Source organism: Alkalihalobacillus sp. CinArs1, assembly GCF_947387515.1.
Lineage (GTDB): Bacteria > Bacillota > Bacilli > Bacillales > Guptibacillaceae > Guptibacillus.
On sequence record NZ_CANDOB010000001.1, the window covers coordinates 1106261 to 1130495 of the forward strand.

Here is a 24235-nt window from a genome sequence, read left to right on the forward strand (position 1 = left end):
AGTGGATTATAGCCAAAAAAAAGAGCACGGGCTCAATAAATGCCCGTGCAAATGTAAAATATTTTAAAAGGGGGTCAAATCTATTTATATTGTACCCCATCATTGTTTCATAGCTGTTACAGCAGAATTAAAAGCATGTCACAGGTACCTTTTGCCGAACTTACACGAGTGATTTTTTCTTAGCGTCTTCGAGCGTTTCAATGTAATGCTGAACAGATTGTGCAGCGATACTGCCATCACCTGTTGCCGTTACAATTTGGCGAAGCATCTTATCACGGATATCTCCAGCTGCGAAGATTCCTGGTACTTCAGTAGCCATCTCTTCGTCAGTCACGATATACCCTTCTTCATTCGTGATGTTCAAGTCTTTAACTGCCTGATTCAATGGAAGCATACCGATGTAAATAAAGACACCATCTGCTTCAAAGTCTCTTTCTTCTCCTGTTTCTGTATTCACAAGGACGGTCTTGCTTACTTTACCGTTTTCTCCTGCGATTTCTTTCACAGTGTGGTTCCAAATGAACTCGATCTTTTCATTATCAAACGCACGCTGCTGAAGAATTTTTTGGGCACGTAGCTGGTCACGACGGTGAACGATCGTTACTTTTGAAGCGAAGCGGGTTAAATACACGCCTTCTTCAACAGCAGAATCGCCTCCACCTACAACAACTAGTTCTTTGTTTTTAAAGAATGCTCCGTCACATACAGCGCAGTAAGAAACGCCACGACCGCTATACTCTGCTTCACCCGGAACACCAAGTTTCTTGTATTCTGCACCGCTCGTTACGATTACAGCCTTCGCATGAAACTCTTGATTTCCTGAAACTACTGTTTTGTATTCTTTATCATCACGGATTTCTTTTACATCACCGTATTGATACTGCGCGCCAAACTTCTTAGCGTGTTCAAACATTTTAGTAGAAAGGTCTGGTCCGAGGATATGATCGAATCCAGGATAGTTCTCAACTTCCTCAGTATTCGCCATCTGGCCACCCGGAATTCCGCGCTCAATCATAAGAACGTCAAGGTTTGCGCGAGAAGTATATACTGCTGCAGTCATTCCTGCCGGTCCAGCACCAACAATAATCACGTCATATATTTTTTCACTCATGTGTTTCACTTCCCTCACGTTGTAATCTATTTATATTAATTATTAAGAAATAATGTTTCTTATCTAGTATAATAACTGATGATAAAAGGAAAGTCTAGCAGGTTGCTTACCCATCTCTTTTTGCTAGTAGATTCGTAAGTTTCTTTCGATATGCATGTACAGTCGAGCTAGAGATATCGAAGGTTTTTGCTACTTCAATCTGTGATACGTCCATCGCATTTAGCTTCTTCCACATGTATAGCATCGCCGCTGCAACGCCCTTTGAATTCTGAAAGGAGCTATTGTCACGTTGTAGCTTAACATAACAAGGTAACCATACGGTAGAAATGAGCTCGTGCAGTTCCGTATCAGTTAAATACGATTGCTCTAACTCCGCAATCACACGCATTCCAGCGGTTACATACGGAGAGAAGTCACTATAGTTCGTTATCGTGACTACCTCATCATCAACAATCCTTACTTCTTCTCCTGAAAGAGTCAAAGCTATATAAGCAGATAGCTCTTTAATAAGAAGTGGTTCATCCTTACTTTTACAGTACGAATGAAGAATTGAAGCTCCAGCAGGATCTCTTTTCGTGTAAAGAAGCATCAGATGTGTCATTTTTCCATAATAATCATGTTTCTTAACTTTTTCTTCCGTATCGCGCGGCGTGTGCGATCGATAGTTGATTCGATCAGTCGTTAACGTTCCGGCATCTAACGCTTCAATATGAGAAGTTGCGATCTCATTCATTGGATCTAACTGCTTGATTCGCTCCCAATATCGTTTTGCGACTTCCGGACGATCAAGGTGAAAAGAAGATACTGCTAACCAATGATAGAAAGGCACATTCCATTCTGGACGCGTCACTTCCACTTTTCTTAACCAATAGAAAGCTAACTCGTGTTCATCAAGAAAACCTAGCGTACTTCCTAGCTTGTACCTATGATCAACATGAATTGGATAGACGTTCTTAAGCCTCTCAACCATCACATCACGCTTCACGTGCTGTCCAAGGAAATCGTAAAACAAAGCAAGGTTGCATACTGCATTTAAATTTCCTTCGTTCTTAGTCAATACGAGATCGAGAACCTTTATCGCTTCTTCATACTGCTCATTATAAAAATAAGCTAGTGCCAGATTATTATAAGCTGGCCAAAATTCAGTATAAACACTAGTCATATTTTCTAAAAGCTCGATCGCTTCAGGAAATCTTCCTGATTCGATCGCACCTCTAGCTTCCTCATGTTCCTGAATCAAACTTTCTTCATTTGACTCAAGGACCGTTTCTTCTTGTTCAAACGAGATGAGTTCGACTAGTTCTTCGGCATCTTCAAGAAACTCACCCTCAGGTTCGTGCACCAGGTAAGTTTTCGCATGCGTTTCTGCTTGTTGAAACAAACCCATATGGGCGTAATTGTTTGCTAGAAAGAAATAGCATTCATATAAGTCAGGATCAAGATCATCAAGAACAAACGTAAGCCAATTATTCGATGCTTCATATTCGCCTAATTCTGCAAGGACCGCTGCCAATTGACATATATAATCGACCTCTCCGGGTTCAAGCTTTACAGCTCTTTCAAGATGCTGTCTTGCTTTATCAAGGTTCCGCTGTTGATAGGCTCTCATCGCCTTATTAAAAAAATAATCTCCGTTCTGGATGAACGGAATCAAACGGCCTTTTATTTCCGAAGAAGCATGAAGTTCTTTCCTCATGTTTTCCCCCATTACTTTCTAAAAGTAGTTCTATACCAGTCATGTCCGTTCAAAAGTATAACATACATCTGTTTCCAATCGTGTAGGAAAAATCTATGAAAGAGTGAAGAGATTTGGTTGAAATGAGCAGAAAAAAAAGGGTGCCGAGATAATTCGACAGCCTCGTAAACGTTTATAGTGTGGATTACTTCCACATGTTCTCTTTTCTCTCCATCATCTTCTGTGCGATAAAGCCCACTCCCATGCCTAATAGAACACCCGGTCCAGGATGTCCAATGAACAGCCCGATTGCAAGTCCGATAAATAAAAAGCCTACGAACATAACCGATCTCTCCTCTTCATAATCGCCTTTCTTTTACATACGATTCACGATCGAAAAGGTTTCACGAACTGTGTCGTTTTTCAAGAACGTTCAATACCTCATCTAGTGGACACTCTTGTTCACGTAATAAGACCATCAAATGGAACAGAAGGTCGGCAGATTCCCACGTCAACTCTTCTTTGTCTCTATTTTTGGCTGCGATGATCACTTCTGAAGCTTCTTCCCCGACTTTCTTCAGAATCTTATCGACACCTTCCTCAAAGAGGTAAGTGGTATACGCTCCTTCAGGCCGTTCTGCATCGCGCTTAGCTATGATGTTTTCAAGTGTATTTAAAATCTCAAAACGAGACTCGACTGGCTTAGTTTCTTCCGCTAAGAGTGAATCGGAAAAGCAAGAGTAATCCCCTTTATGGCAAGCAGGACCAGCCGGCTTAACGAGAACTAGCAAAGCGTCTTGATCACAATCGTAGCGAAGATCAACAACTTCCTGGGTATTGCCAGAAGTCTCCCCTTTATGCCACAGTTCATCACGAGAGCGGCTATAAAACCACGTTTCTTTCGTATCGATGGTTTTCTTTAGCGATTCTTCATTCATATAGGCGAGGGTGAGCACTTCTTTACTCATTGCGTCCTGTACGATTGCTGGAACAAGTCCTTTTTCATCAAAATTGATCGTTTCTACATTCATCGAATCGCCACCCCGTTTTCTTTAAGAAGTTTTTTTACTTGAGACACGGATGTTTCTTTGTAATGAAAGATCGAAGCGGCAAGTGCTGCATCTGCTTTCGCTTCACGAAACACTTCTAAAAAGTCATCTGAGGAGCCTGCCCCACCAGAAGCGATGATTGGAATCGTAACAGCTTTACCGATTGCATTCGTAAGTGGTAAATCAAATCCTTCCTTACTACCATCCGCATTCATGCTTGTAAGTAGGATTTCTCCAGCCCCCATCTCCTCGGCTTTCTTTGCCCATTCGATCGCATCCCATTCTGTTTGAGTGCGACCACCGTGCGTATATACACGCCATGTGTTTAAATCAGGCTCCCACTTTGCATCGATTGCCACGACCATACACTGTGTTCCGAAATAATCAGCACCTTCACTAATTAGTTCAGGCCGCAATACCGCAGCTGTGTTCATCGATACTTTGTCGGCACCTGCACGAAGAACACGTTTCATATCTTCTAGCTTATTGATTCCTCCACCTACAGTAAATGGGATGGCAAGCTCCGCTGCGACTTGTCGCACTACGTCTACCATCGTTTCTCTTCCTTCGTGAGAAGCAGATATATCTAAGAAGACAAGTTCATCTGCTCCCTCTTGATCATACACCCTAGCAAGCTCTACGGGATCACCCGCATCACGAAGGCCGACAAACTGTACACCCTTAACAACTCGACCATCTTTTACATCAAGGCATGGAATGATCCGTTTCGTTAACATGTTTAAACCTCCAGAGCTTGTTTTAACGTGAATTTCTCCGTATAGAGAGCTTTTCCTACAATCGCACCGCTTATCGACTCACTTCTGCTTCGTAGGCTCGTTAAATCATCAAGTTTACTAACACCACCAGATGCGATGACTTCTTTTCCAGTAGCTTCTCCAAGTTCAGCAATCGCCTCTACGTTAGGTCCTGAAAGCGTACCGTCCTTAGAAATATCTGTAAAGATGAAAACTTCTGCGCCGTGGTCAGCCAGTTCCTTACCAAGATCCACTGCTTTGATCTCAGATGTTTTTAGCCATCCTTCAACCGCTACATAGCCGTCACGTGCATCGATTCCAATCGCGATCTTCTCTTTATAACGTGAGAGCATCTTCTTTACAAATTCAGGATGCGAGATCGCACTGCTTCCGAGAATAATTCTGTCCACGCCATTTTCAAGATAATGTGCAACATCTTCCTCCGTACGGATTCCTCCCCCAACTTGAACGTTAACACCAAGCTCTTGAGCCACTTTTAATACATGATGATCGTTTACACGTTTCCCTTCTTTCGCGCCGTCCAGGTCCACCATGTGAATCCATTTTGATCCGTCATCTGCGAATTTTTTCGCCATGTCATAGGGTGAGTCTCCATAAACCGTTTCCTGATTATAATCTCCCTGTAGAAGTCGAACACATTTCCCACCACGTATATCGATTGCTGGATAGATCGTAAAGGCCATTCTATACGTCATTCCTTTCCACGTATTCTGCAAAGTTTTTAAGAATCGTTAATCCTGCATGACTGCTTTTCTCAGGATGAAATTGTGTACCGAACACGTTTCCTTTCCCAACTACAGCTGGAACCTCTTCGCTGTAATCAGAAGTTGCGATAAGCACATCACGGTCTTTCGTATCAACATAGTAAGAATGCACAAAGTATACGTGCTCATCAGATACGCCTTGAAGAAGGAAAGAATCAGGCTGTAGTCTCGTCAATTCGTTCCAGCCCATGTGTGGAATTTTATACTCCTGACCAGCTTCATCTTTATATGGGAACTTTTTCACTTTACCAGGTAAAAATGAAAAGCCGTTCGTCTCTCCATTTTCTTCACTTCCTTCAAAAAGAAGCTGCATGCCAAGGCAAATACCAAGCAATGGTTTCCCTGCTTCCACTTCTTTTTCGATGAATGACTTTAAACCCGTTTCAACTAAGATGGCCATCGCATCTCGAAAAGACCCCACCCCTGGAAGTAGTAATCCGCTAGCCTTCGCTAACTCTTCTTCCTTCTCAGAGACAAAGTAATCAAAACCAAGTCGTTCGAGCGCTTTACTTACACTATATAAATTTCCCATTCCATAGTCGATAATGCCGATCATCACAGCATCCCCTTTGTCGAAGGAACACCTTTCACACGTGGATCTAATAAGGTAGCTTCATCCAACGCACGGCCTAACGCTTTAAAGATCGCCTCGATGATGTGGTGGGTGTTATGTCCGTAATGTACGATGACATGAAGATTCATGCGCGCTTCAAGAGCAAGCTTCCAGAGGAATTCATGCACTAATTCAGTGTCGAATGTACCCACGCGATCTGCAGGTAATTCAACTCGATATTCAAGGTGAGGTCGATTGCTTAAATCGACGACAACTTGCGCAAGAGCATCATCCATCGGTACGAATGCATTTCCATACCTTCTGATTCCTTCTTTTGATCCTAACGCCTGGCGAATCGTCTCACCAAGACAGATTCCAATATCCTCTGTCGTGTGATGATCATCGATTTCCGTATCTCCGTTTGCGGTTAGAGAGAGATCAAACTTCCCGTGTTTCGTGAATAAATCCAGCATATGTGTTAAAAAAGGAACTCCTGTCTCTAATTGTGAATTTCCCTCTCCATCTACAGCAAATGTTAGATTAATAGAGGTTTCAGAAGTTTCTCTTGAAATTGAATAAGTTCTCTCATCAGTCATTACATGTCCTCCAATCGAAGTTCGATCGCTCTCGCGTGAGCATCCAATCCTTCCAACTTAGCAAGGGTTGCAATACTATTTCCGTTTTCCTGTAACGCCTCTTTACTATAAGAAATCACACTTGATTTCTTTATAAAATCGTCTACCGAAAGCGGACTCGAAAAACGGGCCGTTCCATTCGTCGGTAAAACGTGGTTAGGACCTGCAAAATAATCACCAACAGGTTCTGAACTATAAGGTCCTAAAAAGATGGCTCCCGCATGCCGAATCTTCCCTAGCAACGCCATCGGATTCGTTACGAGTACTTCAAGGTGCTCAGGTGCTAGTTCGTTTACAGCCTCTACTCCCTGTTCAATGTTTTCTACAACGTAGATGACCCCATAATCTTCGATAGACTTCGAAGCAATTTCCGCTCGAGGAAGCTGTTCGAGCTGTCTTTTCACTTCTTTTTCAACAGATTCAGCAAGGGACATCGAATCCGTTACGAGTACTGCACTCGCTCGTTCATCGTGCTCAGCTTGAGACAGCAGATCAGCTGCAACGTATGAAGCCTTTGCACTGTCGTCAGCTAGAACAACAATTTCACTCGGTCCTGCGATCATGTCGATATCAACAAGCCCAAACACTTCGCGCTTTGCAAGCGCTACGTATATATTTCCTGGACCAACAATCTTATCAACGGGTTGAACCGTTTCAGTTCCATAAGCAAGTGCTGCGACCGCTTGTGCGCCACCCACTTTGAAGATTTCTGTTACACCCACTTCATTCGCTGCTACCAATACACCTGCCGGAACTTTCCCTTCAGCATCTGGAGGAGTAACCATCGCAATGCGTTTCACTCCTGCAGCAGATGCAGGTATCACGTTCATTAATACGGATGACGGATAGGCAGCTTTTCCCCCAGGTACATAAACGCCAACAGAATCTAACGGCGTCACTTTTTGGCCTAACATCGTTCCATCTTCTGAAGTTGTAAACCATGATTGACGTCTTTGCTGTTCGTGAAACGTCCGTATATTCGCAGCCGCTTCTCTAATCACCGATACGACCCCATCTGATACATCACTATACGCTTCATGAATTTCATCGGCAGAAACACGGTAATCGTTGAGGTCTGCTCCATCAAACGTCTTTGTAAACGTTGAAACAGCTTCATCACCGTTTCTTTTCACCTGATCAAGAATCGACAAAACAGCTTGTCGCTGCTCTTCCGTCCCTTCTTCTATCGAACGTTTTATCGAAATGCCCTGATTCATGTTAACGATTCTCATAGTCATCTACTCCTTCAACAACAGCTGCCAAACGTTCTACCATATCATCGATCACACGATCTTTTGTACGATAACTGACTGGGTTCACAATAAAGCGAGATGTGATCGACTCGATAAATGCCGTTTCCATCAAGCCGTTCTCTTTTAACGTTCGCCCTGTTGAAACAATGTCGACGATGCGATCAGCCAATCCTATTAGAGGCGCAAGCTCAATCGATCCGTTTAGCTTTATGATTTCTACTTGTTCGCCTTGCTGTCTAAAATAATTGGATGCGACATTTGGATATTTTGTAGCGATTTTAGGTGCTACACCTGCAACTGGCTTGTCCGTTATTCCCGCAACAGCAAGGTAACAGTCACTGATTTTAAGGTCCAACACTTCATAAACGTTCCGTTCTTCTTCGAGCATCACGTCTTTACCAGCGATTCCAACGTCAGCTACACCATGTTCTACGTAAGTCGGCACGTCCATTGGTTTCGCAAGGATAAAGCGGAGATTTTCCTCTTCTATTTCTAGAATCAATTTTCTAGAGTCGTCAAATTCCGGAGGCAACTTATATCCTGCTCTACGAAGCAAGCCAACTGCTTCTTCGAAGATCCGTCCTTTTGGCATCGCCATCGTAAGCATTACATCGTCCCCTTTCCGTTCTTACCGATTAAATAAACTACGTCGTCAAACCTTTCGGAGAACGCATCTAGATCTGCTACCCCGCTTAATTCCTGCATGACGACTCTCTCTCCTATAGCTCGTCTATCCGTTACTTGCTCAATGGCTTCTTGCTTTCGTTCAGGGCTAAAAATAATAGCAGATGGAAGCGTTTCTTCTCGATTTGGATTCAATGCTTCCGCAAGATGATCTAGTCTTATTCCAAATCCAGTTGCTTGAGCTGGACGATTGAATCGGCTTAGCAATTCATCATAGCGGCCTCCGTTACTAAGAGGTACACCTAGGTTATTTGCATATCCTTCGAAAACAACGCCTGTATAGTAGCTCATATGGCTAACGAGCGTGAAATCGAATTTAACGCGATGAGCTACACCGTATGCTTCTAGTGTATCTAAAAGGGTCCGTAGGTCACGAAGCACGTTTTCCCCTTTTTCAGTTGGAAGGAGCTCAAATGCATCTCCAAGTTTCGATCCATCTCCTCTTAATGTTAAGAGATCCATCAAACGCTTTTGATCGATGCTTGAGAGCGCCATTTCCCTTACATGCTGACGGTACCCGACATAATTCTTCTCATATAAAAAGCGTCTTAACGTAGCTGCGCGCTCTTCGTTTCCTACGATCGACAAGAATAGTTCCTGAATATATCCTACGTGACCGATGGCGATTTGGTATTCTTCAAGACCTGCTTTATTCAACACCTCTGCCATCAGAGCGATGACCTCTGCATCAGCACTCGCTGTGCCATCACCGATCAGTTCTACCCCGATCTGTTCAAATTCAGCAGGCTTTCCTCCTTCATCTTCCTGAGCCCGGAAGACATTGGAATCATATGCGAGCCTTAGTGGAAACGGCTCATGTTTTAAACTAGATGCAGCGACCCTTGCGATCGGCGCCGTCATATCTGGTCGTAACACAAGCGTTTTGCCACGTTGATCAAGAAGCTTGAATAATTGCTGATCGAGAATAGCTGAGGCATCTCCAACGGTTTCATAATACTCAAGCGTTGGAGTATTCATAAAACGATATCCCCATGTTTCTGTAACCCCTTGAATCTTTTGCCTAATGTTTGTTTTAAGATCATATAATACCGGCAGCGTATCACGCATACCGAGTGGCTTTTCAAAAACAAATGGTACTGTCATCAATTGCACCCCGCTTATTATACTTTAGTTCGCTAACATACTAACAAGATGAAGTTATCTGTAGTTTACATCTCTGACATACTAACGTCAACATATATGAAAATAATTCCCTATAACGATTTCCTCTAATCCGAACTTTACACCGATGAATCTATTCAATCTCCTTTTTTGAATAAAAGGTATAGGTGCAATTGGATAATATAAAGGAAAGTAGGTGTATTTCGTTTGGTTTAGGCGAAAATCCTGCAATGTGCGGTCTTTTTTGTTACAGTAACGGAGGGCGACACATATCGTAGTAAGAATACCGCAGAAAGTAGGCGAAAACATGATACAACGGAAAACGAAACGAGAAATTCAGCTCATGAAAGAAGCCGGTGAACTTCTTGCGGCCTGTCATAAAGAGCTTCGAGCACTGATCAAGCCAGGTGTGACAACCTTACAACTTGATTCTTTCGTAGAAGACTTTCTGGAGGAGCACGGAGCGACACCGGAACAAAAAGGGTATCAAGATTACCCATTTGCTACATGCGCATCAGTGAATGATGTGATCTGTCACGGCTTCCCGAACACTAAAAAACTTGAAGAAGGTGACATCGTTACGATCGACATGGTCGTTAATCTAAACGGCGCTTTAGCTGACTCAGCTTGGTCGTATGCGGTTGGGGAAATTTCTGAAGAAAAACAAAAGCTGCTTGATACAACGAAAAAGTCTCTCTATGTAGGAATCGAGCAGGCAGTCATCGGAAATCGTATCGGTGACATCGGGCATGCCATCCAACAGTATGCTGAAGGTGAAGGGTTCGGGGTCGTCCGTGACTTTACAGGACATGGAATCGGACCGACACTTCACGAAGAACCGATGATTCCTCATTTCGGTCAGCCTGGAACTGGAATGCGTCTAAAAGAAGGCATGGTCATCACGATTGAACCGATGCTCAATACAGGCGTACCTTACAGTCAGATCGATGAAGATGGATGGACTGCGCGTACCTTAGATGGCTCTCTTTCTGCTCAATACGAGCATACCATTGCGATTACATCAGAAGGACCGGTTATTTTAACAATGCAAGAAGATGAGTAACGAACAAGAGGGACGTACGTCGTACGTCCCTCTTGTTTATGTTCATCCAATTACTTTACATCAATAGTGTAAAAATGCTCTTCAGCCTTTAAGCGTATCACTTCATGAAGAGATTCCTCATATGCAACGATAAAACACGTCGAGGGACCAGCCGACTTTTGCATATCTACTCCCACTCGAACTTTATCTTCTTGTATATCATAGCCTAGTAACTGTCGAAGCTCATATAGAATACCTTTGGAGCCTACAGGTATGACGCCGACTACTTTTTCCTGCTTACAGATCCATTGAAACAATGGAAGCGGTGCGACCTTCTCTTTATGATGCATCACTTCTTCGCCAACAAGTGGTTCTCCGATTACAGCAAATCTTAATCCAGGCTCAATTAAAGGTGACGTATGCACTCGTTTCTTACCGAGTACAGCGATCCCAACCGCAGACTGAACTAATGGAATATTCGTTTCAGAGCTACCTGTTATTGTAAGATCAAGCTCTAGCTCGAGCATTCCTTTTTCTACTCCATGAACTAATTCTTCCCATTCCTCATCACCGCAGAAGTTATTAACGATGACAGAAATAGGTGTAGCACCTAATGAAAGACACTCCATCACGGCAACTCTAAACGCATGGTATGAGACCGTATCGTATGGAACTTGCACAACATCTTGTTCCTTACTTCCGATTCCACCGCTATTATCGTTTGTGATGACGAGAAACTGGTCTTCAAACGGAATGACAATGCCATCTCTCATGGGTGTACTACCCCTTTTTTCTCAAAGATCGCCCCCACCCTCGGTATAAGAACGCTTGCTAAAACGAGGTTAAAAAGAGAACCTATAAAGAGAGCAGGAATAAGTGCAACGTAAAAACCGCTACCTAGTATAAAGAGGAAAGGCAATGGGGCAACGACCGCATTGCCAAGTATAAAAAGTACCATTGCCCACGTCTTGTTCGTTGAACGATACAACTTACCAAATAAATAAACGAGAGCTGCCATTTCAAAAGCGATCAAGAGGTGAAGAGGTCCAAGCGGCAATCCAACGATTAAAGCCGATAAAAGATGACCGAAGCTTGCGATGATCGCGCCACTTCGGCTTCCGATCAATACGGATGCAATCAAAGCTGGAAACACATCGAACGCAACACTACCAACGATTGCTGGTACCTTGATCAATGCGCCAACTACAGACAGGGCAATGAAACTAGCAAGGATACTCGCCTGCTTTCCGTTCATTCACCCTTACGCTTTCCGCCGCGGAACACCTTCGCACTCCTTGCGTACTCTACATCCTTCACACCTAGACGGTAATTGATGACTCGTGCTAGTGCGAAAAAGTAATCTGATAAACGGTTCAAATACTTCATCGGCACCGGGGAGAGCTCCGCTTCTTTCATTAACGTAACAACGTGACGCTCAGCTCTACGTGTGATTGTACGCGCGATGTGAATTGTCGATGACGGTTTACTACCACCAGGCAAGATGAATCTCTCTAGTGCCGGTGCTTCGTCGATAAACTCGTCGATTCGTCCTTCGAGGTATGTAATGGAAGACGTTTCGAGTTTAAACTCACGCTTTTTGGAAACGTTAGCTAAGTCACCACCACAGTCAAAGAGTTCATGCTGAATTTTCTCAAGGTCCTCTAATAGATCGAAGAAATTATTTGGCATCAGCTCATTCAGTTCAACAATCGCTTGACCTACAAAGCCGTTGATTTCATCTACTGTTCCGTAAGCTTCCACTCTCACATCATCCTTGTCGACTCTTCCTCCAATGATACTTGTCTTTCCTTCATCCCCAGTTCTTGTATAAATCTTCATCGTGATTCCTCCTTATTTTAACTGCTGATTCAGTCCATACCAGATTACATCTACACGTTCTGCTAGACTTACGAGGTCCTGATAAGCCCATCCGACGACATCCCGCCACATCCGCTTCTCTTTTTCGAGAGGTACGATCCCTTTCATGATATCCGTTCCGATAACAATGATTGTTCGCTCATCTCTTCCGCTTTCCCAAGCGCTCCAAGCTTCTATGTATGAGCGCACGGCTCTTCTGGTTTCCTTCAAACTTTTCTGATCCGAAACAAGCGTCTTGATCCATTCTTCCAATCCTTCAAGAACGACTACATCTTTTTTGAACGATTTCTCGTCCCAGGAAGTCCCATCATATGCAGAGTACCACTCTAAAGGTACACCATAATAGTCTCTCACCCACTTGGATTTTCCGTTGAATGCACCACCTGTAACGACGTGCATCGCTCTCCCCTCCTCAGATCATTTATTTTCCATACGAGCTTTACGCCTGTCCCATGTGGGATCGTCCAATCCCAGAATGTACGCTGTGCAGGTGCATACTTCGTTAGTAAATAACGGATTACCCCACCATGCGTAACGAGTGCAGCTCTCCTATTCGTGCTCATCCGATTTACGACTGAATCGAACCCTTCATCGATTCGATCGGTAAACATTTTGAAGCTCTCTCCTCCAGGTGGTGCAACAGAAGGATCTTCCAACCAGGTCCGATACCGTTCATCTGCTTCAAGCTCCGCGTACGTTTTTCCCTCCCAACTCCCAAAATGCAGTTCTCGAAAGTTCATCATCTCGATCGCATCTTTCATTGGAAAAAGGCGTTTTACCGATTGCGTACACCTGTCCAAATCGCTAGTGAAAACGAGGTCAACGTTCTCATCGCCTACCTGTGTAAACGTTGCTTTTTCACTCAGCTGAGCATTCGTCCAACCGATATAAGCACCTCGTCGATTTTCTTCTGTTACCCCGTGACGAAGTAGTACGATAACCACACTGTCATCCAAAGGAGCACCTCCGTTCCTTCAACACTCGCGCCGAGTACGTCTCCAGTGATACCACCAAACCAGCGTACTATTTTTCTTTTCATAAACCACGCCAAAACGACCGTTACACCGATCATCGTCAAGATGAGGAAGACCGCTTCATCTACGATTAGAAAAACTACCATCACATAAATACCGGTGAATAAGAGGTAAATCCACCTAGAAGATGGTTGAACTGCTTTTTGAAAAAAGGTAGCGAGGCCCTCTTCTTTTGAAGGTTGTATGGTTATGAGAAAGATCCCCATCACACTTTTACTTAGAAAAGGTATCGTTGCGATGAGTAAGTATGTTACTAGGTTTATTTCTTGAATCGTTTCATAGATAAAGAGAAATTTAGACCCGAGTAATACGATAACGGATAATACCCCAAAAGCACCCGTACGTGGATCACTCATGATCTGAAGTCGCTTTTCGAGTTGTTGATACGAGAAGAACGCATCGCTTGCATCCATCCAGCCGTCGAGATGGATACCACCTGATAAGACGATCATGAACAACCAAAGCATAAAGCTGATCGCGAGGTTTGAGAATGGCGTCCAAATGACCAGCGCATATAAAAACCCTGACGTGAGAGCACCTTGCATCAACCCGATTAGCGGGAAGGTTTGAACCGCACGTTTCACCTGAACATTCCCCATCGATAGCTCTCGGTGTACGGGTATGGTTGTGAAAAATTGAAGGTTAATCAGAATGCCTTGTAACCAACTCATTGAGGACCGCCCTCAAACATTATCTCTTTAATAAGGTCCCAGTTGAGATGAGGCTTCCATTCATTGGCGAGATCGTCATACGTTTCGTCCTTCCGTCGAGATCGATTCGCTTCCAAAGCAAGCCCCTTTTTCTGACGAAGACGATTGAGCCACTCTGTTCTCCATTGGTCATTATGAAAAAGATGGTGCATATATGTTCCGATAACCCTTCCATCTTGCCCGTAATACCCTTCAGACCGCCCGTCTTCTAACTGTAAAAAAGGGTGTTCATACGAGTTAGTGAAGGTCGTATTCCCAAGATGAATCTCATACCCTGAGATCAACGTATCAAGTTTAGTAGAAGGGTGAAGCTTGCCGTCCATTCGAACCGTAGTTTTTTCTCGATTAAATGAGGTAATAGCAGAAATGATTCCAAGCCCAGTTGCAGAAAGTCCTGGCTCCCCCGTGTCTGAACCATATTCATCGATTAGTGAATCGGTCAACATCTGAAACCCACCGCAAATGCCGATGATACTCCCTCCACGAGACATGACGTTACGAATCTCATGATCAAATCCTCTGTCTTTCAGCCAGTTCAAATCATGGATTGTGCTTTTCGTCCCTGGAAGAATCACGGCATCTGCCTCACCGATCTCAGCTGGATGCTGAATCCATCGAACTGTCACATCTTCATCCTGAAAAGGTTCAACGTCCGTGTAGTTTGAAAGGTATGGGAGCTGAATCACGGCAAGATCGATCGATCCTTTTTTGCTTATGAAACGATTGTTTAACGATAGTGAATCTTCTCCTTCTACTCGGTGTTCAACATAGGGAAGAACGCCAACGACGGGAAGTTGGGTGTGTTCTTCAATCCATCTGATACCATCTTCGAAAAGCTCAGGGTCGCCGCGGAACTTATTGATGAGTATTCCTTTTACACGCTTTTTTTCTGAAGGCTCAAGGAGTGCGAGTGTTCCGACCACGCTTGCAAAGACGCCTCCTCGATCAATATCTGCGACAAGCAGCACAGGGACGTCGGCCATTTCTGCAATTTTCATATTTACAAGTTCACGGTCTTTTAAATTCACCTCAACTGGACTACCAGCACCTTCCATTACAATGACATCGTAATTCTCCTCCAGGTGCCGAAGTGCAAGATCAATACTCTCGAGGCCCATCTCATAGAACGCGTCTCTGTAATCTTTCCCAGAAAATGTACTGAACGACGTGCCGAATCGAATCACTTCTGCATGTTGATCTGATCTTGGTTTCAGCAAAATTGGGTTCATCCACACACTCGCTTCTGTTCTTGCAGCTTCAGCCTGGATCCCCTGTGCCCGTCCAATTTCCTTCCCATCGATCGTTACATAAGAATTGTTTGACATATTTTGAGATTTAAAAGGGGTAACGGAGAAGCCTTCATTCGCTAGAAGACGGCACATAGCTGTTACGATCAGACTCTTTCCAACGTCAGACGCCGTACCCTGAATCATAATGCCGTTCACTCGATCACCTCCCCTTTCATCAAAATTGGAATGCTTGCTTCTACGAGATATGCTTCTCGAGCTTGCTCAACAACCCACTGATGAAGACTGCCGAGAAGCTTTCCATACGTTTTCACGAGAGGAGTGTCGAAAGGTTCAAAACTGACTTCGTTACTTACGATAATAAGGACGTCACACTTTTCAGCTACTATGGATAGGTCACATTTGATACGGTCGATCAGCGCTTCGTACGATTCGATCTGCTTAAAAAGTTCGTTTGATAGTAACGTGGTCAAACAATCAAGAAGCACAATTCCTCCTTGGCCTATACGCTTAGCGGCACTGCCAACGTTCACCGGGCATTCGACCGTTGTCCAAGACGAAGCTTTGCTTCGATCATAACGATGTTGGGCAATTCGCTCTTTCATCTCCTCGTCTACCGGCTCTCCACATGCAATGTAATAAAGAGAGTTAGTTTCTCTTTCCGCATGAGAGGTTGCCAGCTTTTCAGCAAAGCTGCTTTTTCCACTTCGAACACCACCGCTGATGAAGATTATGTCCGCCATCGCTTAAGCACCTCCATCAAACGCTGATTTTCGCTAGGTGTACGAATCGCGAATCTGAGCCACCTTCCGTCAAGACCAGCAAAGTTATACGTATGCCTTGGAACGATTTCGTTATGTAATAAGTAATGAAGGAGCTCTGATTGGTCGTTCTTCTCATGATCTCGTAATAAATAAAAATTCACGCTCGATCTGGAGTACTGAAAGGAATGAGCATCAAAAAAGCGCTGAAGGTTTTCTCTCTCTTGCTGAATGAGGTGACGCGTCTTCTTAACGTGATCATATTGATTCAGACAGACTTCCCCCGCTAGGAGCGCAAGTGCATTCACACTCCAATGAGGCTGGCTTTTTTTAACTGCATTGATCACACCCTCATTTGCGACCATATATCCGATCCGTAGTCCAGGTATCGCATACATTTTCGTTAGAGAACGAAGAACGATTAGTTTTTGATAGGTATGGGTGTATGGAATGATGGAACGTTCATCTGAGAGAAAATCCATAAACGCTTCATCCATGACCAAATAGCAATTATGCTTTTTAGTTTCATCTAGAAGCATCTTGATTTCCGTTTCAGAATAAGCCAAACCTGTAGGGTTATTCGGTGAACAGAGAAAGAGAGCGTCAACTTGTTTCATTTTATTAATAATTGAAGCAGCATCTAATTCCCAATCGCCTTCCTCTAAGGAGTGGTTAAGAACTTCACACCCGTTACTTCTACAAGCATTCTCGTATTCTGAGAAAGTAGGTTGAACGATGCACACGCGTTTACCTGCTAGAAAACGGCCAACGAGTGAAATCAGTTCAGCTCCCCCGTTTCCGATAAGGACGTTTGCTTCGTCTACGTTCCATTCGTTCGCTAACTTTTTCGTTAACGACAAAGCTTTTGGATCAGGATACGTGGTGATCGCTTCGAATGAATCATTCCACCGTTCTTTCAGTTCTAGAGGTGGCCCAATAGGATTAAGATTTGCACTAAAATCACTATAGCGGTCTGGTTTTGTTAGATTAAGAGATTTGTATAAATAATGAGGATTAGAACCATGGGAAGGTAGCGTCAAAGATGAGTCCTCCAATCCATAAAATGATGAGAAACAACAGTGATGTGCGATGCATGATGGAAATCGATTGAGGAATATGTAATGAATGGAGCGGAACGATCGGGTCACCCATCCTAGCACGATTCGAAGCCTGACCACGATATGAATTTATTCCACCCAATTGAACGCCAAGAAGAGCTGCAGTTGCAGCTTCTCCCCAACCACTGTTTGGACTAGGGTGCTTTTTAGCATCCCTGAAAAGAATGGTCCACGTACCCTTCATCGTCTGCTGCTTCGGCTTTGTTGATAAAAGCATGCAAAAGGCAGTCATTCTACTAGGAAGCCAATTCACTACGTCATCCAATTTTGCTGATGCCCATCCAAAGTCATAATACTTATCATCTTGGTAACCCACCATCGAATCACACGTATTGACTACGCGATACGCCACAGCACCTGCAGCACCTCCGAAAAGCGCCCAGAAAAGAGGTGCTGTGACGCCATCACTCGTGTTTTCTGCGACAGTTTCAACTGCTCCCCTTGCAATCTCGCTTTCTCCCAGTTGGTCAGTGTCCCGTCCAACAATGTAAGATAGCATTCTCCTCGCTTCCATCTTCTCACCTTTTTGAAGAGGTTCGAATACTTCAAGCGCTGCTGTCCGAAGACTTTTTTGTGATATCGTTGTTGCGATGAGGAGCGCTTCAAGAGCTATTCCTAATAAGGGAGAAAGGGAATAAGCAAGAAGCACGCAAGCCACCGTTATGCCAACCACAACCATCAGTACCGTGAGTATCATCACAACCCCTTTTAGCTTCCGATACGATCCATTGTTCAAACGATGATCAAGAATTTCAATGGTTGAACCAATCCACCGAACAGGATGTGGCAACTTTGGCGGATCACCTAATATGAGATCTAAACAAAAGGCAATGCTGAGCGCAATCAAGTGGTTTAGGATCATTCCGACACCCTTTTACGATACTTATTGAGTGCTTCTGAAGTACACATGTAAATTCCCTGACTGATGAGTTTTCCTAAAACCGTAATTGTACCTGCATACGGAAGGTGTTTCCCTCGCTGTGTCGCCGCGATCAGAATGCTATCTGTCGAGGTACCTGTTGCGAACGATCCGGTTATAGCGTCCTTCACATGATGATCATGCATCACTTTCACTTTTGCCTCGGTTGCTGTCATGATACTTTGTATGAAGGCCTCATCAGTCAGTGAACCATTCACAAATACCCACGTATTGATTGTGCCAGGCATCGGTTCATACACGTGCTCAACACTTCGCGATGCATCTACAGCATTGCCCACTCCAGCTGTAACGACAACAAATACAGAAACACCGTCATCCTCAATGAGTTGATAAGACACATCTTCAAGACAAACAGCTGTCATCATCCCAACGGTTTCGACAGGATCGATCTGATGGTTTTTAAGGTACGCCTCCATTTCTTCACGATGGTTCGAGCAACTGTAGCTCTTCTCGACGTGACGATTAACAAACGTGTTGTACCAGCCTGTTCCAGAGCCAACGACACCTGAAGACATCGTCCGAAGTGGGAACGGAGCCTTTAGCTGAATCATTTCTTCATTAGACATTAAAAACCGTTCATCGATGACAAGGTCATCGAGGTCTTCGCCCTGTTTCTCTGGTAATAGTAGCATTTGAGGTTTTGGTACAGTGGGGTGCGGGTGTTTTTCAATATTCGTTCGATATACCGACTGAATACGCGCTTCATCCAGTACCTCGTTCGGCTTGTGGTGCATATTCACCTTGCCATCTTCAAGTAGTAAAAGACGGTCACAATACAACCCAGCAAGGTTCAAGTCGTGAAAAATTGAAATGACCGTAAGCCCTTGTTCCCTCGTCCACTTTTTTAACAAATCGAGAAGCTCTTTCTGATAAGAAAGGTCAAGATGATTCGTCGGCTCATCAAGCAACAGGATTTCCGGCTCCTGTGCGAGTGCTTGAGCTAGGAAGACGCGCTGACGTTCACCACCTGAAAGTTCATTCACGTAGTTGTCTTGAAAGGCTTTGATTCCAGTCTGCTCCATTGTCTTCTGCACAACTGCCTCATCACGCTCGCTCCACATCTGAAACCATCCAGTCTGGTGGGCATACCTGCCAAGTGAGACGGTTTCTTTCACCGTATATGGGAAAGCATGTTCAGCATGCTGTGGAAGCACAGCGAGAACTTTTGCTAGTTGCTTTGCGGAGTACTTTGAGATCGCCTTATCTTTTAAAAGCACCTCTCCTTTATCTGCTTTTAAAATACCGCTGATCACTTTGAATATCGTCGTTTTCCCGCTACCGTTCGGTCCTACGATCCCGAGGAGTTCTCCTCTTTTCACATCGAATGAGAGATCCTGGAGTACTTCATGACCTGGATATCCTCCTGTTACGTGATTCACCGTTAACATACTTACCCTCTTCTTTCTTTGCGTCTTCGAATTAAGATGATTGCGAACACTGGCGCTCCGATCAATGACGTTATGACTCCAATCGGTAGTTCCGTAGGTGAGATAATGATTCTTGAAATAAGATCCGTTACTATTAGAAAAGCAGCCCCAAGCAGAATCGCTAATGGTAGAAGGTGTCTATGATCTGGTCCCCATAATAGTCTCGTAAGATGAGGAATCACAAGACCGACGAAACCGATCGTACCGGAAACAGCTACAGCGCCTCCAGTTAGTATCGAGCCTCCTATTAAAATCCACAGCTTCCTCTTAGCTACGTTGACCCCTATATGCTGTGCACGTTCTTCACCAAAAGACATCGCGTTCAGTTCCTTGCTACTAACTAGCAAAATACACGCTCCGATCACGAAGAACGGTAAGATAATCGCGATATATTCCCACCCTCGCATCGAAACACTTCCAAGAAGCCAACCGATGATTTGGCGAAGCTCTTCTCCTGTTAAAGCAATCATTAAAGATAGCAACGATCCAAGGAAAGAGCTAAACACGATCCCCGTCAAAATAATCGTCTCAACACGCATCGAGCGTTCGATTTGTCGCGCAAAGAACAGGACGAGAAAAATGGTAACGATCGAAGCAGCAATACTCATGATCGGCAGCGTAAACATGCCGATCAACGGCAGTGACAAGTTAAAAAAGAGGACGAGCACTGCACCGACAGATGCACCTGATGAGACACCGAGTACGTAAGGATCTGCCAATGGATTACGAAGAAGACCCTGAAAGGCAGCTCCTGCAACCGCTAGTGATGCACCGACAAGTCCTGCTAAGATGACACGAGGCAGCCGGATGTCCAACACGATTGTCGTGAACATAGGATCCGTTTCACCCATTGACGGTAGGTTCAGTACCTCAGCCCACATCAATTTTAGGATTGTTTCGATCGGAACTGAGACAGTCCCGACCGAGATACCAAGCAGCATCGCGCCAACTAGCAGTCCACTAGCTATAACGTAAGGGATCGCTTTATTCAGTAAAAACATCCGGGTAAACCGCTTTAGCAAGTTCCTCTACTCCTTCAACAAGACGCGGACCAGAGCGTGTAACAAGGTCAGAATGAACATCGACAACTCTTTCTTCTTTCACTGCGGTGACATCTTTCCAGCCATCACGGCTCAGCACTTGTTCCACTGGCTTTTCCGTATAGTAGCCGTATGTGGTGATGATCACATCTGGATTTGCTTGAATAATTGCTTCTTGATCGATTTGGTTCCAGCCTTCTTGGTCATGCGTAACATTCGTAGCATTTATAAGTGAGAGCATGTCGTCCATGAACGTATTCTTACCAGGAGAATAAATTTCTGGTGCAGGAGAAACTTCAACAAAGACGCTCTTCGTTTCTTCGATTGACTCAGCTTTTGACTTGATTTCTTCTAGTTTCGATTTCATATCGGCAATCAACTCTTCAGCTGCCTCCGTTTCGCCTGTTGCTTGTCCAATCATTTCCATCGATGTGTAAACTTCATCAAAACTTTTTGCATCGTTAACGACTAGAACAGCAATTCCTGCATCTCGGAGCTGCTGTAGACCAGCTTCTGAGTTATGAGCACTAGAGCCGTGAGCGAGGACAAGGTCAGGATCTAATGAGATAATCTTTTCAACATTAAATTCCATCCCACCGATCTTCTCAATATCTGCAGTCTCTTCTGGGTAGTTCGCAAAATCTGAAACACCCACTACTTCACTACCAGCACCAAGTGCAAAAAGGATTTCTGCGTTACTTGGAATTAAGGAAACGATTTTCTCTGGATCTTCTTCTAGCGTTACATCCTTATCGAGCGCATCTGTGATGGTAACTGGGAAAGCGCTATCTTCTGTATTCTGATTCTCTTCTGTACTTACGTTAGTATTGTTCTCAGATGAATTATCTGATCCGCAACCGGCCATGATTCCTGTAACGAGTAGTAATAATACGAGCAATGAATAAAGCTTCTTCATGTGTAGTTCTCCTCCTAAAATGTATAATGAAACAAAAAAAATCCCCACGCACGAGCATGGAGATGGCCGAATGAAAGTAAGAATGATACACAAGATGACACTTACCTTCCTTCGCACATCCCTATCCTCGTAGGTTGTTCGTGCTTTTGAATCAGGCAGGTCTCCTGGCTTATGGTTATCGCTTACTGCTCCTTCCCATTCGATATGAACAGTGGATTTCACAGCTTACGACCATTTACAGTGGCGGGACCGCGCTGGATTTACACCAGCTTCCCTATTAAGTCTTCATCGTGAAGACACCTGAATCAGTACATATGTAATTGCAAGTTTTATTATACACGATAGTCTTTAGGGGTGGAAGACATCTGTAACATCTTCCTAATCGACCCCACTTCGACGTACTTTGTATTATAAGCCTTTTGCTTCTCTTTCTTCTTTTGTATAAATGATCCTCATTGGATTTCCACCTACAAAAGCTCCTTCAGGAACGTCCTTGTGCACGAGTGTTCCTGCAGAGACAATCGCTCCAGAGCCGATTGTGATGCCTGGCAACAACGTACTGTTCGCACCGATCATCACGCGATCACCGATCACAACATCACCAAGACGATATTCGTCGATCAAATACTCGTGAGCAAGTATCGTCGTATTGTACCCGATAATGGAATTCCTTCCGACTTTAATCCTCTCAGGGAACATGATATCCACCATGACCATCAGCGCAAAAGCCGTTTCTCCTCCGATCTTCATTCCTAGAAAAGTCCTGTATAACCAATTCTTCATCGGGATGAAGGGCGTATACCGTGCTATTTGTATCACAGCGAAGTTTTTTACAACTTTCCAGAATGGGACCGTTTTATAAATTTGCCATAGGGCGTTGCTTCCTTCGACAGGGTAACGCTCGGTATTTCTCACTTGCCTACTCCAGCGATTGAAAGAAGCTCTGACATATGATCAAGCATATGATCTGGATTATAAGAAGATAAAAACTCTCGCCCTTTTATCGTCCATGATACACCGACAGTCTTTACACCGGCATTCTGCCCAGCAAGAATATCATATTGGCTATCGCCTACCATGATCGCATTTTCAGTACTTGAACAGAGCATTTTCATCGCAGTATTCAGTTGTTCTGGATGAGGTTTTGGATTTTCTACTTCTTCGACTGTAATGACTACAGGGAAAAATTGATCCAGCTTTGTCAGCTTCAATCCCATCTCCACTGTGTTCCGCATCTTAGACGTCACGATCGCAAGCTTGTATCCATTTTCGGACAACGTTTTGACCGTTTCAAATACACCATCGAACTCCGTTACGAGTCGATCGTGATTTTCAATATTATGATTTCGGTAAAACTGTACCATCTCTTCCGCTCGTTCTCTATCATGCTTCTCAAACGTGTGATAAAGCGGTTCTCCAATGAAGTTCACAAGTTCTTCATCGGAATACAGTCCTGGGTAGTAATGCTCGAACGTATGCTTGAACGATGCCATGATCAAATCGTTCGTATTGATTAATGTTCCATCTAAATCAAATAAAATCGTATCAATGTTCATAAAAAGGTTCCTTTCTGTGTGAAACACGTGTATCCTTACGCTTCCAAATAATCGAAATCACTAACGTTAACAGGACGGCAGTAATCAGCCTCACCAATAAGAGCCAGATAACTGGTATTCCAAGTGGTATAAAGATCAGCGTATCTTCAATAACAGCATGACACGCTACAAGAAAAATAAACGCGAGGTAAAGATCCTTTTTCTTCACACCATCTTCTTTTGCAGCCTGAATCATAACTCCCGCTCCATAAGCTAGACCGAAAACAAGCCCTGCTGCTAGCGTAGTCGACGTATTTTCTCTCATACCAAGGCTCCTAGTGATAGGTGCCATCCACTTCGAGAACACGTTGAGCCATTCGCGATCTTTCATAACTTGAATAAATATCATCAACGGAATCACGATGAGGGCGAGCTGAAGAACACCGATCGAAGCTTTTTCAAGACCTTGAAGTAAAATCAGCCCCCACCCGTTTACTTCTTCACTAGATTGAGGAACTAAGCCATAGACAGCTTGTTCATTCCCGCCTTGCCAAACAAGGTTTATAATGAATCCTGATACAACCGCAAGGCCGATCCGCACACATAAAATAACCCACAGTTTGACACCGACCTTAGCAGCAACGCCTGATTCAATTAATAAATTGTGAGAAAAAGAAAGCATGACGGCAAGGATAAATACTTCTTTGACAGAAAGATCAAGGGTCAAAATTGCTCCGATTCCTGCATAAAGGTTCAAGAAGTTCCCGATTACGAGCGGAATGGCTGCCTCGCCTGATAAACCAAGCCATTTCATAGCAGGTTCGATTAAACTGATCACCCATTCCAGGACGGGTGTATACCTTAAGATCGTAACAAGAAGAGTGATTGGGAAGATAATTTTTCCAAGCTCCCATGTTGTTTGGAGGCCCGTCTTTAATCCACGTTTCAGCGTTCCCATACTCACC

General features: G+C 44.0%; 28 protein-coding genes and 1 riboswitch. Of the genes, 1 reads left to right on the forward strand and 27 read right to left on the reverse strand.

What is annotated here, in order from left to right; genetic code table 11:
• Positions 1-160: 160 nt before the first annotated feature.
• The 11 genes from trxB to PFZ69_RS05860 form a co-directional block, all read right to left on the reverse strand.
• Complete coding sequence (gene trxB / locus PFZ69_RS05810) at positions 161-1111, reverse strand: thioredoxin-disulfide reductase (RefSeq protein WP_270180061.1); 951 nt, start codon at positions 1109-1111, stop codon at positions 161-163.
• Between the two features lie 106 nt (positions 1112-1217).
• The gene (locus PFZ69_RS05815) at positions 1218-2807 is read right to left on the reverse strand and encodes a tetratricopeptide repeat protein (RefSeq protein WP_270180062.1); all 1590 of its coding nucleotides are present in this window, start codon (positions 2805-2807) and stop codon (positions 1218-1220) included.
• A 184-nt stretch (positions 2808-2991) separates the two neighbouring features.
• On the reverse strand, positions 2992-3129 hold the full coding sequence (locus PFZ69_RS05820; RefSeq protein ID WP_270180063.1) for a hypothetical protein: 138 nt from the start codon (positions 3127-3129) through the stop codon (positions 2992-2994).
• A gap of 61 nt (positions 3130-3190) precedes the next feature.
• Positions 3191-3817, reverse strand: coding sequence for a bifunctional phosphoribosyl-AMP cyclohydrolase/phosphoribosyl-ATP diphosphatase HisIE (gene hisIE, locus PFZ69_RS05825; RefSeq protein ID WP_270180064.1), 627 nt, complete (start codon positions 3815-3817; stop codon positions 3191-3193).
• The gene (gene hisF, locus PFZ69_RS05830) at positions 3814-4572 is read right to left on the reverse strand and encodes an imidazole glycerol phosphate synthase subunit HisF (protein ID WP_270180065.1); all 759 of its coding nucleotides are present in this window, start codon (positions 4570-4572) and stop codon (positions 3814-3816) included. Before hisF ends, hisIE begins: the two co-directional genes overlap by 4 nt.
• Positions 4573-4574: 2 nt before the next feature.
• Entirely contained in the window at positions 4575-5306 is a 732-nt protein-coding gene (gene hisA / locus PFZ69_RS05835) for a 1-(5-phosphoribosyl)-5-[(5-phosphoribosylamino)methylideneamino]imidazole-4-carboxamide isomerase (protein ID WP_442865111.1), read from the reverse strand.
• On the reverse strand, positions 5296-5931 hold the full coding sequence (hisH, locus tag PFZ69_RS05840) for an imidazole glycerol phosphate synthase subunit HisH (protein WP_270180066.1): 636 nt from the start codon (positions 5929-5931) through the stop codon (positions 5296-5298). Before hisH ends, hisA begins: the two co-directional genes overlap by 11 nt.
• Positions 5931-6524 (reverse strand): imidazoleglycerol-phosphate dehydratase HisB, encoded by a 594-nt coding sequence (hisB, locus tag PFZ69_RS05845; protein WP_270180067.1) that lies wholly within the window; start codon positions 6522-6524, stop codon positions 5931-5933. Before hisB ends, hisH begins: the two co-directional genes overlap by 1 nt.
• A complete protein-coding gene (hisD, locus tag PFZ69_RS05850; protein ID WP_270180068.1) occupies positions 6524-7795 on the reverse strand; it encodes a histidinol dehydrogenase in 1272 nt (423 codons plus the stop codon). The genes hisB and hisD overlap by 1 nt, the downstream gene beginning before the upstream one ends.
• A complete protein-coding gene (gene hisG / locus PFZ69_RS05855) occupies positions 7782-8423 on the reverse strand; it encodes an ATP phosphoribosyltransferase (protein WP_270180069.1) in 642 nt (213 codons plus the stop codon). Before hisG ends, hisD begins: the two co-directional genes overlap by 14 nt.
• Positions 8423-9604, reverse strand: a complete 1182-nt coding sequence (locus PFZ69_RS05860) for an ATP phosphoribosyltransferase regulatory subunit (protein ID WP_270180070.1) — start codon at positions 9602-9604, stop codon at positions 8423-8425. The genes hisG and PFZ69_RS05860 overlap by 1 nt, the downstream gene beginning before the upstream one ends.
• Positions 9605-9929: 325 nt before the next feature.
• Between PFZ69_RS05860 and map the strand changes: the two genes are divergently transcribed.
• Entirely contained in the window at positions 9930-10685 is a 756-nt protein-coding gene (map, locus tag PFZ69_RS05865; RefSeq protein ID WP_270180071.1) for a type I methionyl aminopeptidase, read from the forward strand.
• 50 nt (positions 10686-10735) lie between these two features.
• Here map and PFZ69_RS05870 read toward each other — a convergent pair whose 3' ends face one another.
• The 16 genes from PFZ69_RS05870 to PFZ69_RS05945 all read right to left on the reverse strand — a co-directional run bounded on the left by PFZ69_RS05870 (position 10736) and on the right by PFZ69_RS05945 (position 24228).
• Positions 10736-11437 carry an ATP-binding protein gene (locus PFZ69_RS05870; RefSeq protein ID WP_270180072.1) on the reverse strand — a complete coding sequence of 234 codons (702 nt, stop codon included), beginning with the start codon at positions 11435-11437 and terminating at the stop codon, positions 10736-10738.
• Positions 11434-11919: an ECF transporter S component gene (locus PFZ69_RS05875; RefSeq protein ID WP_270180073.1), complete on the reverse strand. Its 486-nt coding sequence runs from the start codon at positions 11917-11919 to the stop codon at positions 11434-11436. The genes PFZ69_RS05870 and PFZ69_RS05875 overlap by 4 nt, the downstream gene beginning before the upstream one ends.
• Positions 11916-12503: a cob(I)yrinic acid a,c-diamide adenosyltransferase gene (locus PFZ69_RS05880; protein WP_270180074.1), complete on the reverse strand. Its 588-nt coding sequence runs from the start codon at positions 12501-12503 to the stop codon at positions 11916-11918. Before PFZ69_RS05880 ends, PFZ69_RS05875 begins: the two co-directional genes overlap by 4 nt.
• A 12-nt stretch (positions 12504-12515) precedes the next feature.
• Entirely contained in the window at positions 12516-12941 is a 426-nt protein-coding gene (locus PFZ69_RS05885) for a bifunctional adenosylcobinamide kinase/adenosylcobinamide-phosphate guanylyltransferase (protein ID WP_270180075.1), read from the reverse strand.
• Positions 12893-13498, reverse strand: coding sequence for a histidine phosphatase family protein (locus PFZ69_RS05890; RefSeq protein WP_270180076.1), 606 nt, complete (start codon positions 13496-13498; stop codon positions 12893-12895). Before PFZ69_RS05890 ends, PFZ69_RS05885 begins: the two co-directional genes overlap by 49 nt.
• On the reverse strand, positions 13456-14247 hold the full coding sequence (gene cobS, locus PFZ69_RS05895) for an adenosylcobinamide-GDP ribazoletransferase (protein WP_270180077.1): 792 nt from the start codon (positions 14245-14247) through the stop codon (positions 13456-13458). Before cobS ends, PFZ69_RS05890 begins: the two co-directional genes overlap by 43 nt.
• Positions 14244-15731, reverse strand: coding sequence for a cobyric acid synthase (locus PFZ69_RS05900; protein WP_270180078.1), 1488 nt, complete (start codon positions 15729-15731; stop codon positions 14244-14246). The genes cobS and PFZ69_RS05900 overlap by 4 nt, the downstream gene beginning before the upstream one ends.
• Complete coding sequence (locus PFZ69_RS05905) at positions 15728-16276, reverse strand: bifunctional adenosylcobinamide kinase/adenosylcobinamide-phosphate guanylyltransferase (RefSeq protein ID WP_270180079.1); 549 nt, start codon at positions 16274-16276, stop codon at positions 15728-15730. Before PFZ69_RS05905 ends, PFZ69_RS05900 begins: the two co-directional genes overlap by 4 nt.
• Complete coding sequence (cobD, locus tag PFZ69_RS05910) at positions 16264-17334, reverse strand: threonine-phosphate decarboxylase CobD (protein ID WP_270180080.1); 1071 nt, start codon at positions 17332-17334, stop codon at positions 16264-16266. The genes PFZ69_RS05905 and cobD overlap by 13 nt, the downstream gene beginning before the upstream one ends.
• A complete protein-coding gene (gene cbiB / locus PFZ69_RS05915) occupies positions 17309-18274 on the reverse strand; it encodes an adenosylcobinamide-phosphate synthase CbiB (RefSeq protein WP_270180081.1) in 966 nt (321 codons plus the stop codon). The genes cobD and cbiB overlap by 26 nt, the downstream gene beginning before the upstream one ends.
• The gene (locus tag PFZ69_RS05920; protein ID WP_270180082.1) at positions 18271-19740 is read right to left on the reverse strand and encodes an adenosylcobinamide amidohydrolase; all 1470 of its coding nucleotides are present in this window, start codon (positions 19738-19740) and stop codon (positions 18271-18273) included. The genes cbiB and PFZ69_RS05920 overlap by 4 nt, the downstream gene beginning before the upstream one ends.
• A 2-nt stretch (positions 19741-19742) precedes the next feature.
• Positions 19743-20780, reverse strand: coding sequence for a FecCD family ABC transporter permease (locus PFZ69_RS05925; RefSeq protein WP_442865129.1), 1038 nt, complete (start codon positions 20778-20780; stop codon positions 19743-19745).
• Positions 20764-21735 carry an ABC transporter substrate-binding protein gene (locus tag PFZ69_RS05930; protein ID WP_270180084.1) on the reverse strand — a complete coding sequence of 324 codons (972 nt, stop codon included), beginning with the start codon at positions 21733-21735 and terminating at the stop codon, positions 20764-20766. The genes PFZ69_RS05925 and PFZ69_RS05930 overlap by 17 nt, the downstream gene beginning before the upstream one ends.
• Positions 21736-21872: 137 nt before the next feature.
• A riboswitch (cobalamin riboswitch) is annotated at positions 21873-22054 on the reverse strand.
• Positions 22055-22143: 89 nt separating this feature from the next.
• Positions 22144-22650 carry an acyltransferase gene (locus PFZ69_RS05935; RefSeq protein ID WP_270180085.1) on the reverse strand — a complete coding sequence of 169 codons (507 nt, stop codon included), beginning with the start codon at positions 22648-22650 and terminating at the stop codon, positions 22144-22146.
• Positions 22647-23291: a pyrophosphatase PpaX gene (gene ppaX / locus PFZ69_RS05940; RefSeq protein ID WP_270180086.1), complete on the reverse strand. Its 645-nt coding sequence runs from the start codon at positions 23289-23291 to the stop codon at positions 22647-22649. Before ppaX ends, PFZ69_RS05935 begins: the two co-directional genes overlap by 4 nt.
• Positions 23281-24228 (reverse strand): nucleoside recognition domain-containing protein, encoded by a 948-nt coding sequence (locus PFZ69_RS05945; RefSeq protein WP_270180087.1) that lies wholly within the window; start codon positions 24226-24228, stop codon positions 23281-23283. Before PFZ69_RS05945 ends, ppaX begins: the two co-directional genes overlap by 11 nt.
• Between the last annotated feature and the right edge of the window lie 7 nt (positions 24229-24235).

Bases quoted from the DNA above. Each gene is read 5' to 3' on its own strand.
- trxB (WP_270180061.1), bottom strand. From the start codon at position 1,111: ATGAGTGAAAAAATATATGACGTGATTATTGTTGGTGCTGGACCGGCA.
- PFZ69_RS05815 (WP_270180062.1), bottom strand. From the start codon at position 2,807: ATGAGGAAAGAACTTCATGCTTCTTCGGAAATAAAAGGCCGTTTGATT.
- PFZ69_RS05820 (WP_270180063.1), bottom strand. From the start codon at position 3,129: ATGTTCGTAGGCTTTTTATTTATCGGACTTGCAATCGGGCTGTTCATT.
- hisIE (WP_270180064.1), bottom strand. From the start codon at position 3,817: ATGAATGTAGAAACGATCAATTTTGATGAAAAAGGACTTGTTCCAGCA.
- hisF (WP_270180065.1), bottom strand. From the start codon at position 4,572: ATGTTAACGAAACGGATCATTCCATGCCTTGATGTAAAAGATGGTCGA.
- hisA (WP_442865111.1), bottom strand. From the start codon at position 5,306: ATGACGTATAGAATGGCCTTTACGATCTATCCAGCAATCGATATACGT.
- hisH (WP_270180066.1), bottom strand. From the start codon at position 5,931: ATGATCGGCATTATCGACTATGGAATGGGAAATTTATATAGTGTAAGT.
- hisB (WP_270180067.1), bottom strand. From the start codon at position 6,524: ATGACTGATGAGAGAACTTATTCAATTTCAAGAGAAACTTCTGAAACC.
- hisD (WP_270180068.1), bottom strand. From the start codon at position 7,795: ATGAGAATCGTTAACATGAATCAGGGCATTTCGATAAAACGTTCGATA.
- hisG (WP_270180069.1), bottom strand. From the start codon at position 8,423: ATGCTTACGATGGCGATGCCAAAAGGACGGATCTTCGAAGAAGCAGTT.
- PFZ69_RS05860 (WP_270180070.1), bottom strand. From the start codon at position 9,604: ATGACAGTACCATTTGTTTTTGAAAAGCCACTCGGTATGCGTGATACG.
- map (WP_270180071.1), top strand. From the start codon at position 9,930: ATGATACAACGGAAAACGAAACGAGAAATTCAGCTCATGAAAGAAGCC.
- PFZ69_RS05870 (WP_270180072.1), bottom strand. From the start codon at position 11,437: ATGAGAGATGGCATTGTCATTCCGTTTGAAGACCAGTTTCTCGTCATC.
- PFZ69_RS05875 (WP_270180073.1), bottom strand. From the start codon at position 11,919: ATGAACGGAAAGCAGGCGAGTATCCTTGCTAGTTTCATTGCCCTGTCT.
- PFZ69_RS05880 (WP_270180074.1), bottom strand. From the start codon at position 12,503: ATGAAGATTTATACAAGAACTGGGGATGAAGGAAAGACAAGTATCATT.
- PFZ69_RS05885 (WP_270180075.1), bottom strand. From the start codon at position 12,941: ATGCACGTCGTTACAGGTGGTGCATTCAACGGAAAATCCAAGTGGGTG.
- cobS (WP_270180077.1), bottom strand. From the start codon at position 14,247: ATGAGTTGGTTACAAGGCATTCTGATTAACCTTCAATTTTTCACAACC.
- PFZ69_RS05905 (WP_270180079.1), bottom strand. From the start codon at position 16,276: ATGGCGGACATAATCTTCATCAGCGGTGGTGTTCGAAGTGGAAAAAGC.
- cbiB (WP_270180081.1), bottom strand. From the start codon at position 18,274: ATGATCCTAAACCACTTGATTGCGCTCAGCATTGCCTTTTGTTTAGAT.
- PFZ69_RS05920 (WP_270180082.1), bottom strand. From the start codon at position 19,740: ATGTTAACGGTGAATCACGTAACAGGAGGATATCCAGGTCATGAAGTA.
- PFZ69_RS05925 (WP_442865129.1), bottom strand. From the start codon at position 20,780: ATGTTTTTACTGAATAAAGCGATCCCTTACGTTATAGCTAGTGGACTG.
- PFZ69_RS05930 (WP_270180084.1), bottom strand. From the start codon at position 21,735: ATGAAGAAGCTTTATTCATTGCTCGTATTATTACTACTCGTTACAGGA.
- ppaX (WP_270180086.1), bottom strand. From the start codon at position 23,291: ATGAACATTGATACGATTTTATTTGATTTAGATGGAACATTAATCAAT.
- PFZ69_RS05945 (WP_270180087.1), bottom strand. From the start codon at position 24,228: ATGGGAACGCTGAAACGTGGATTAAAGACGGGCCTCCAAACAACATGG.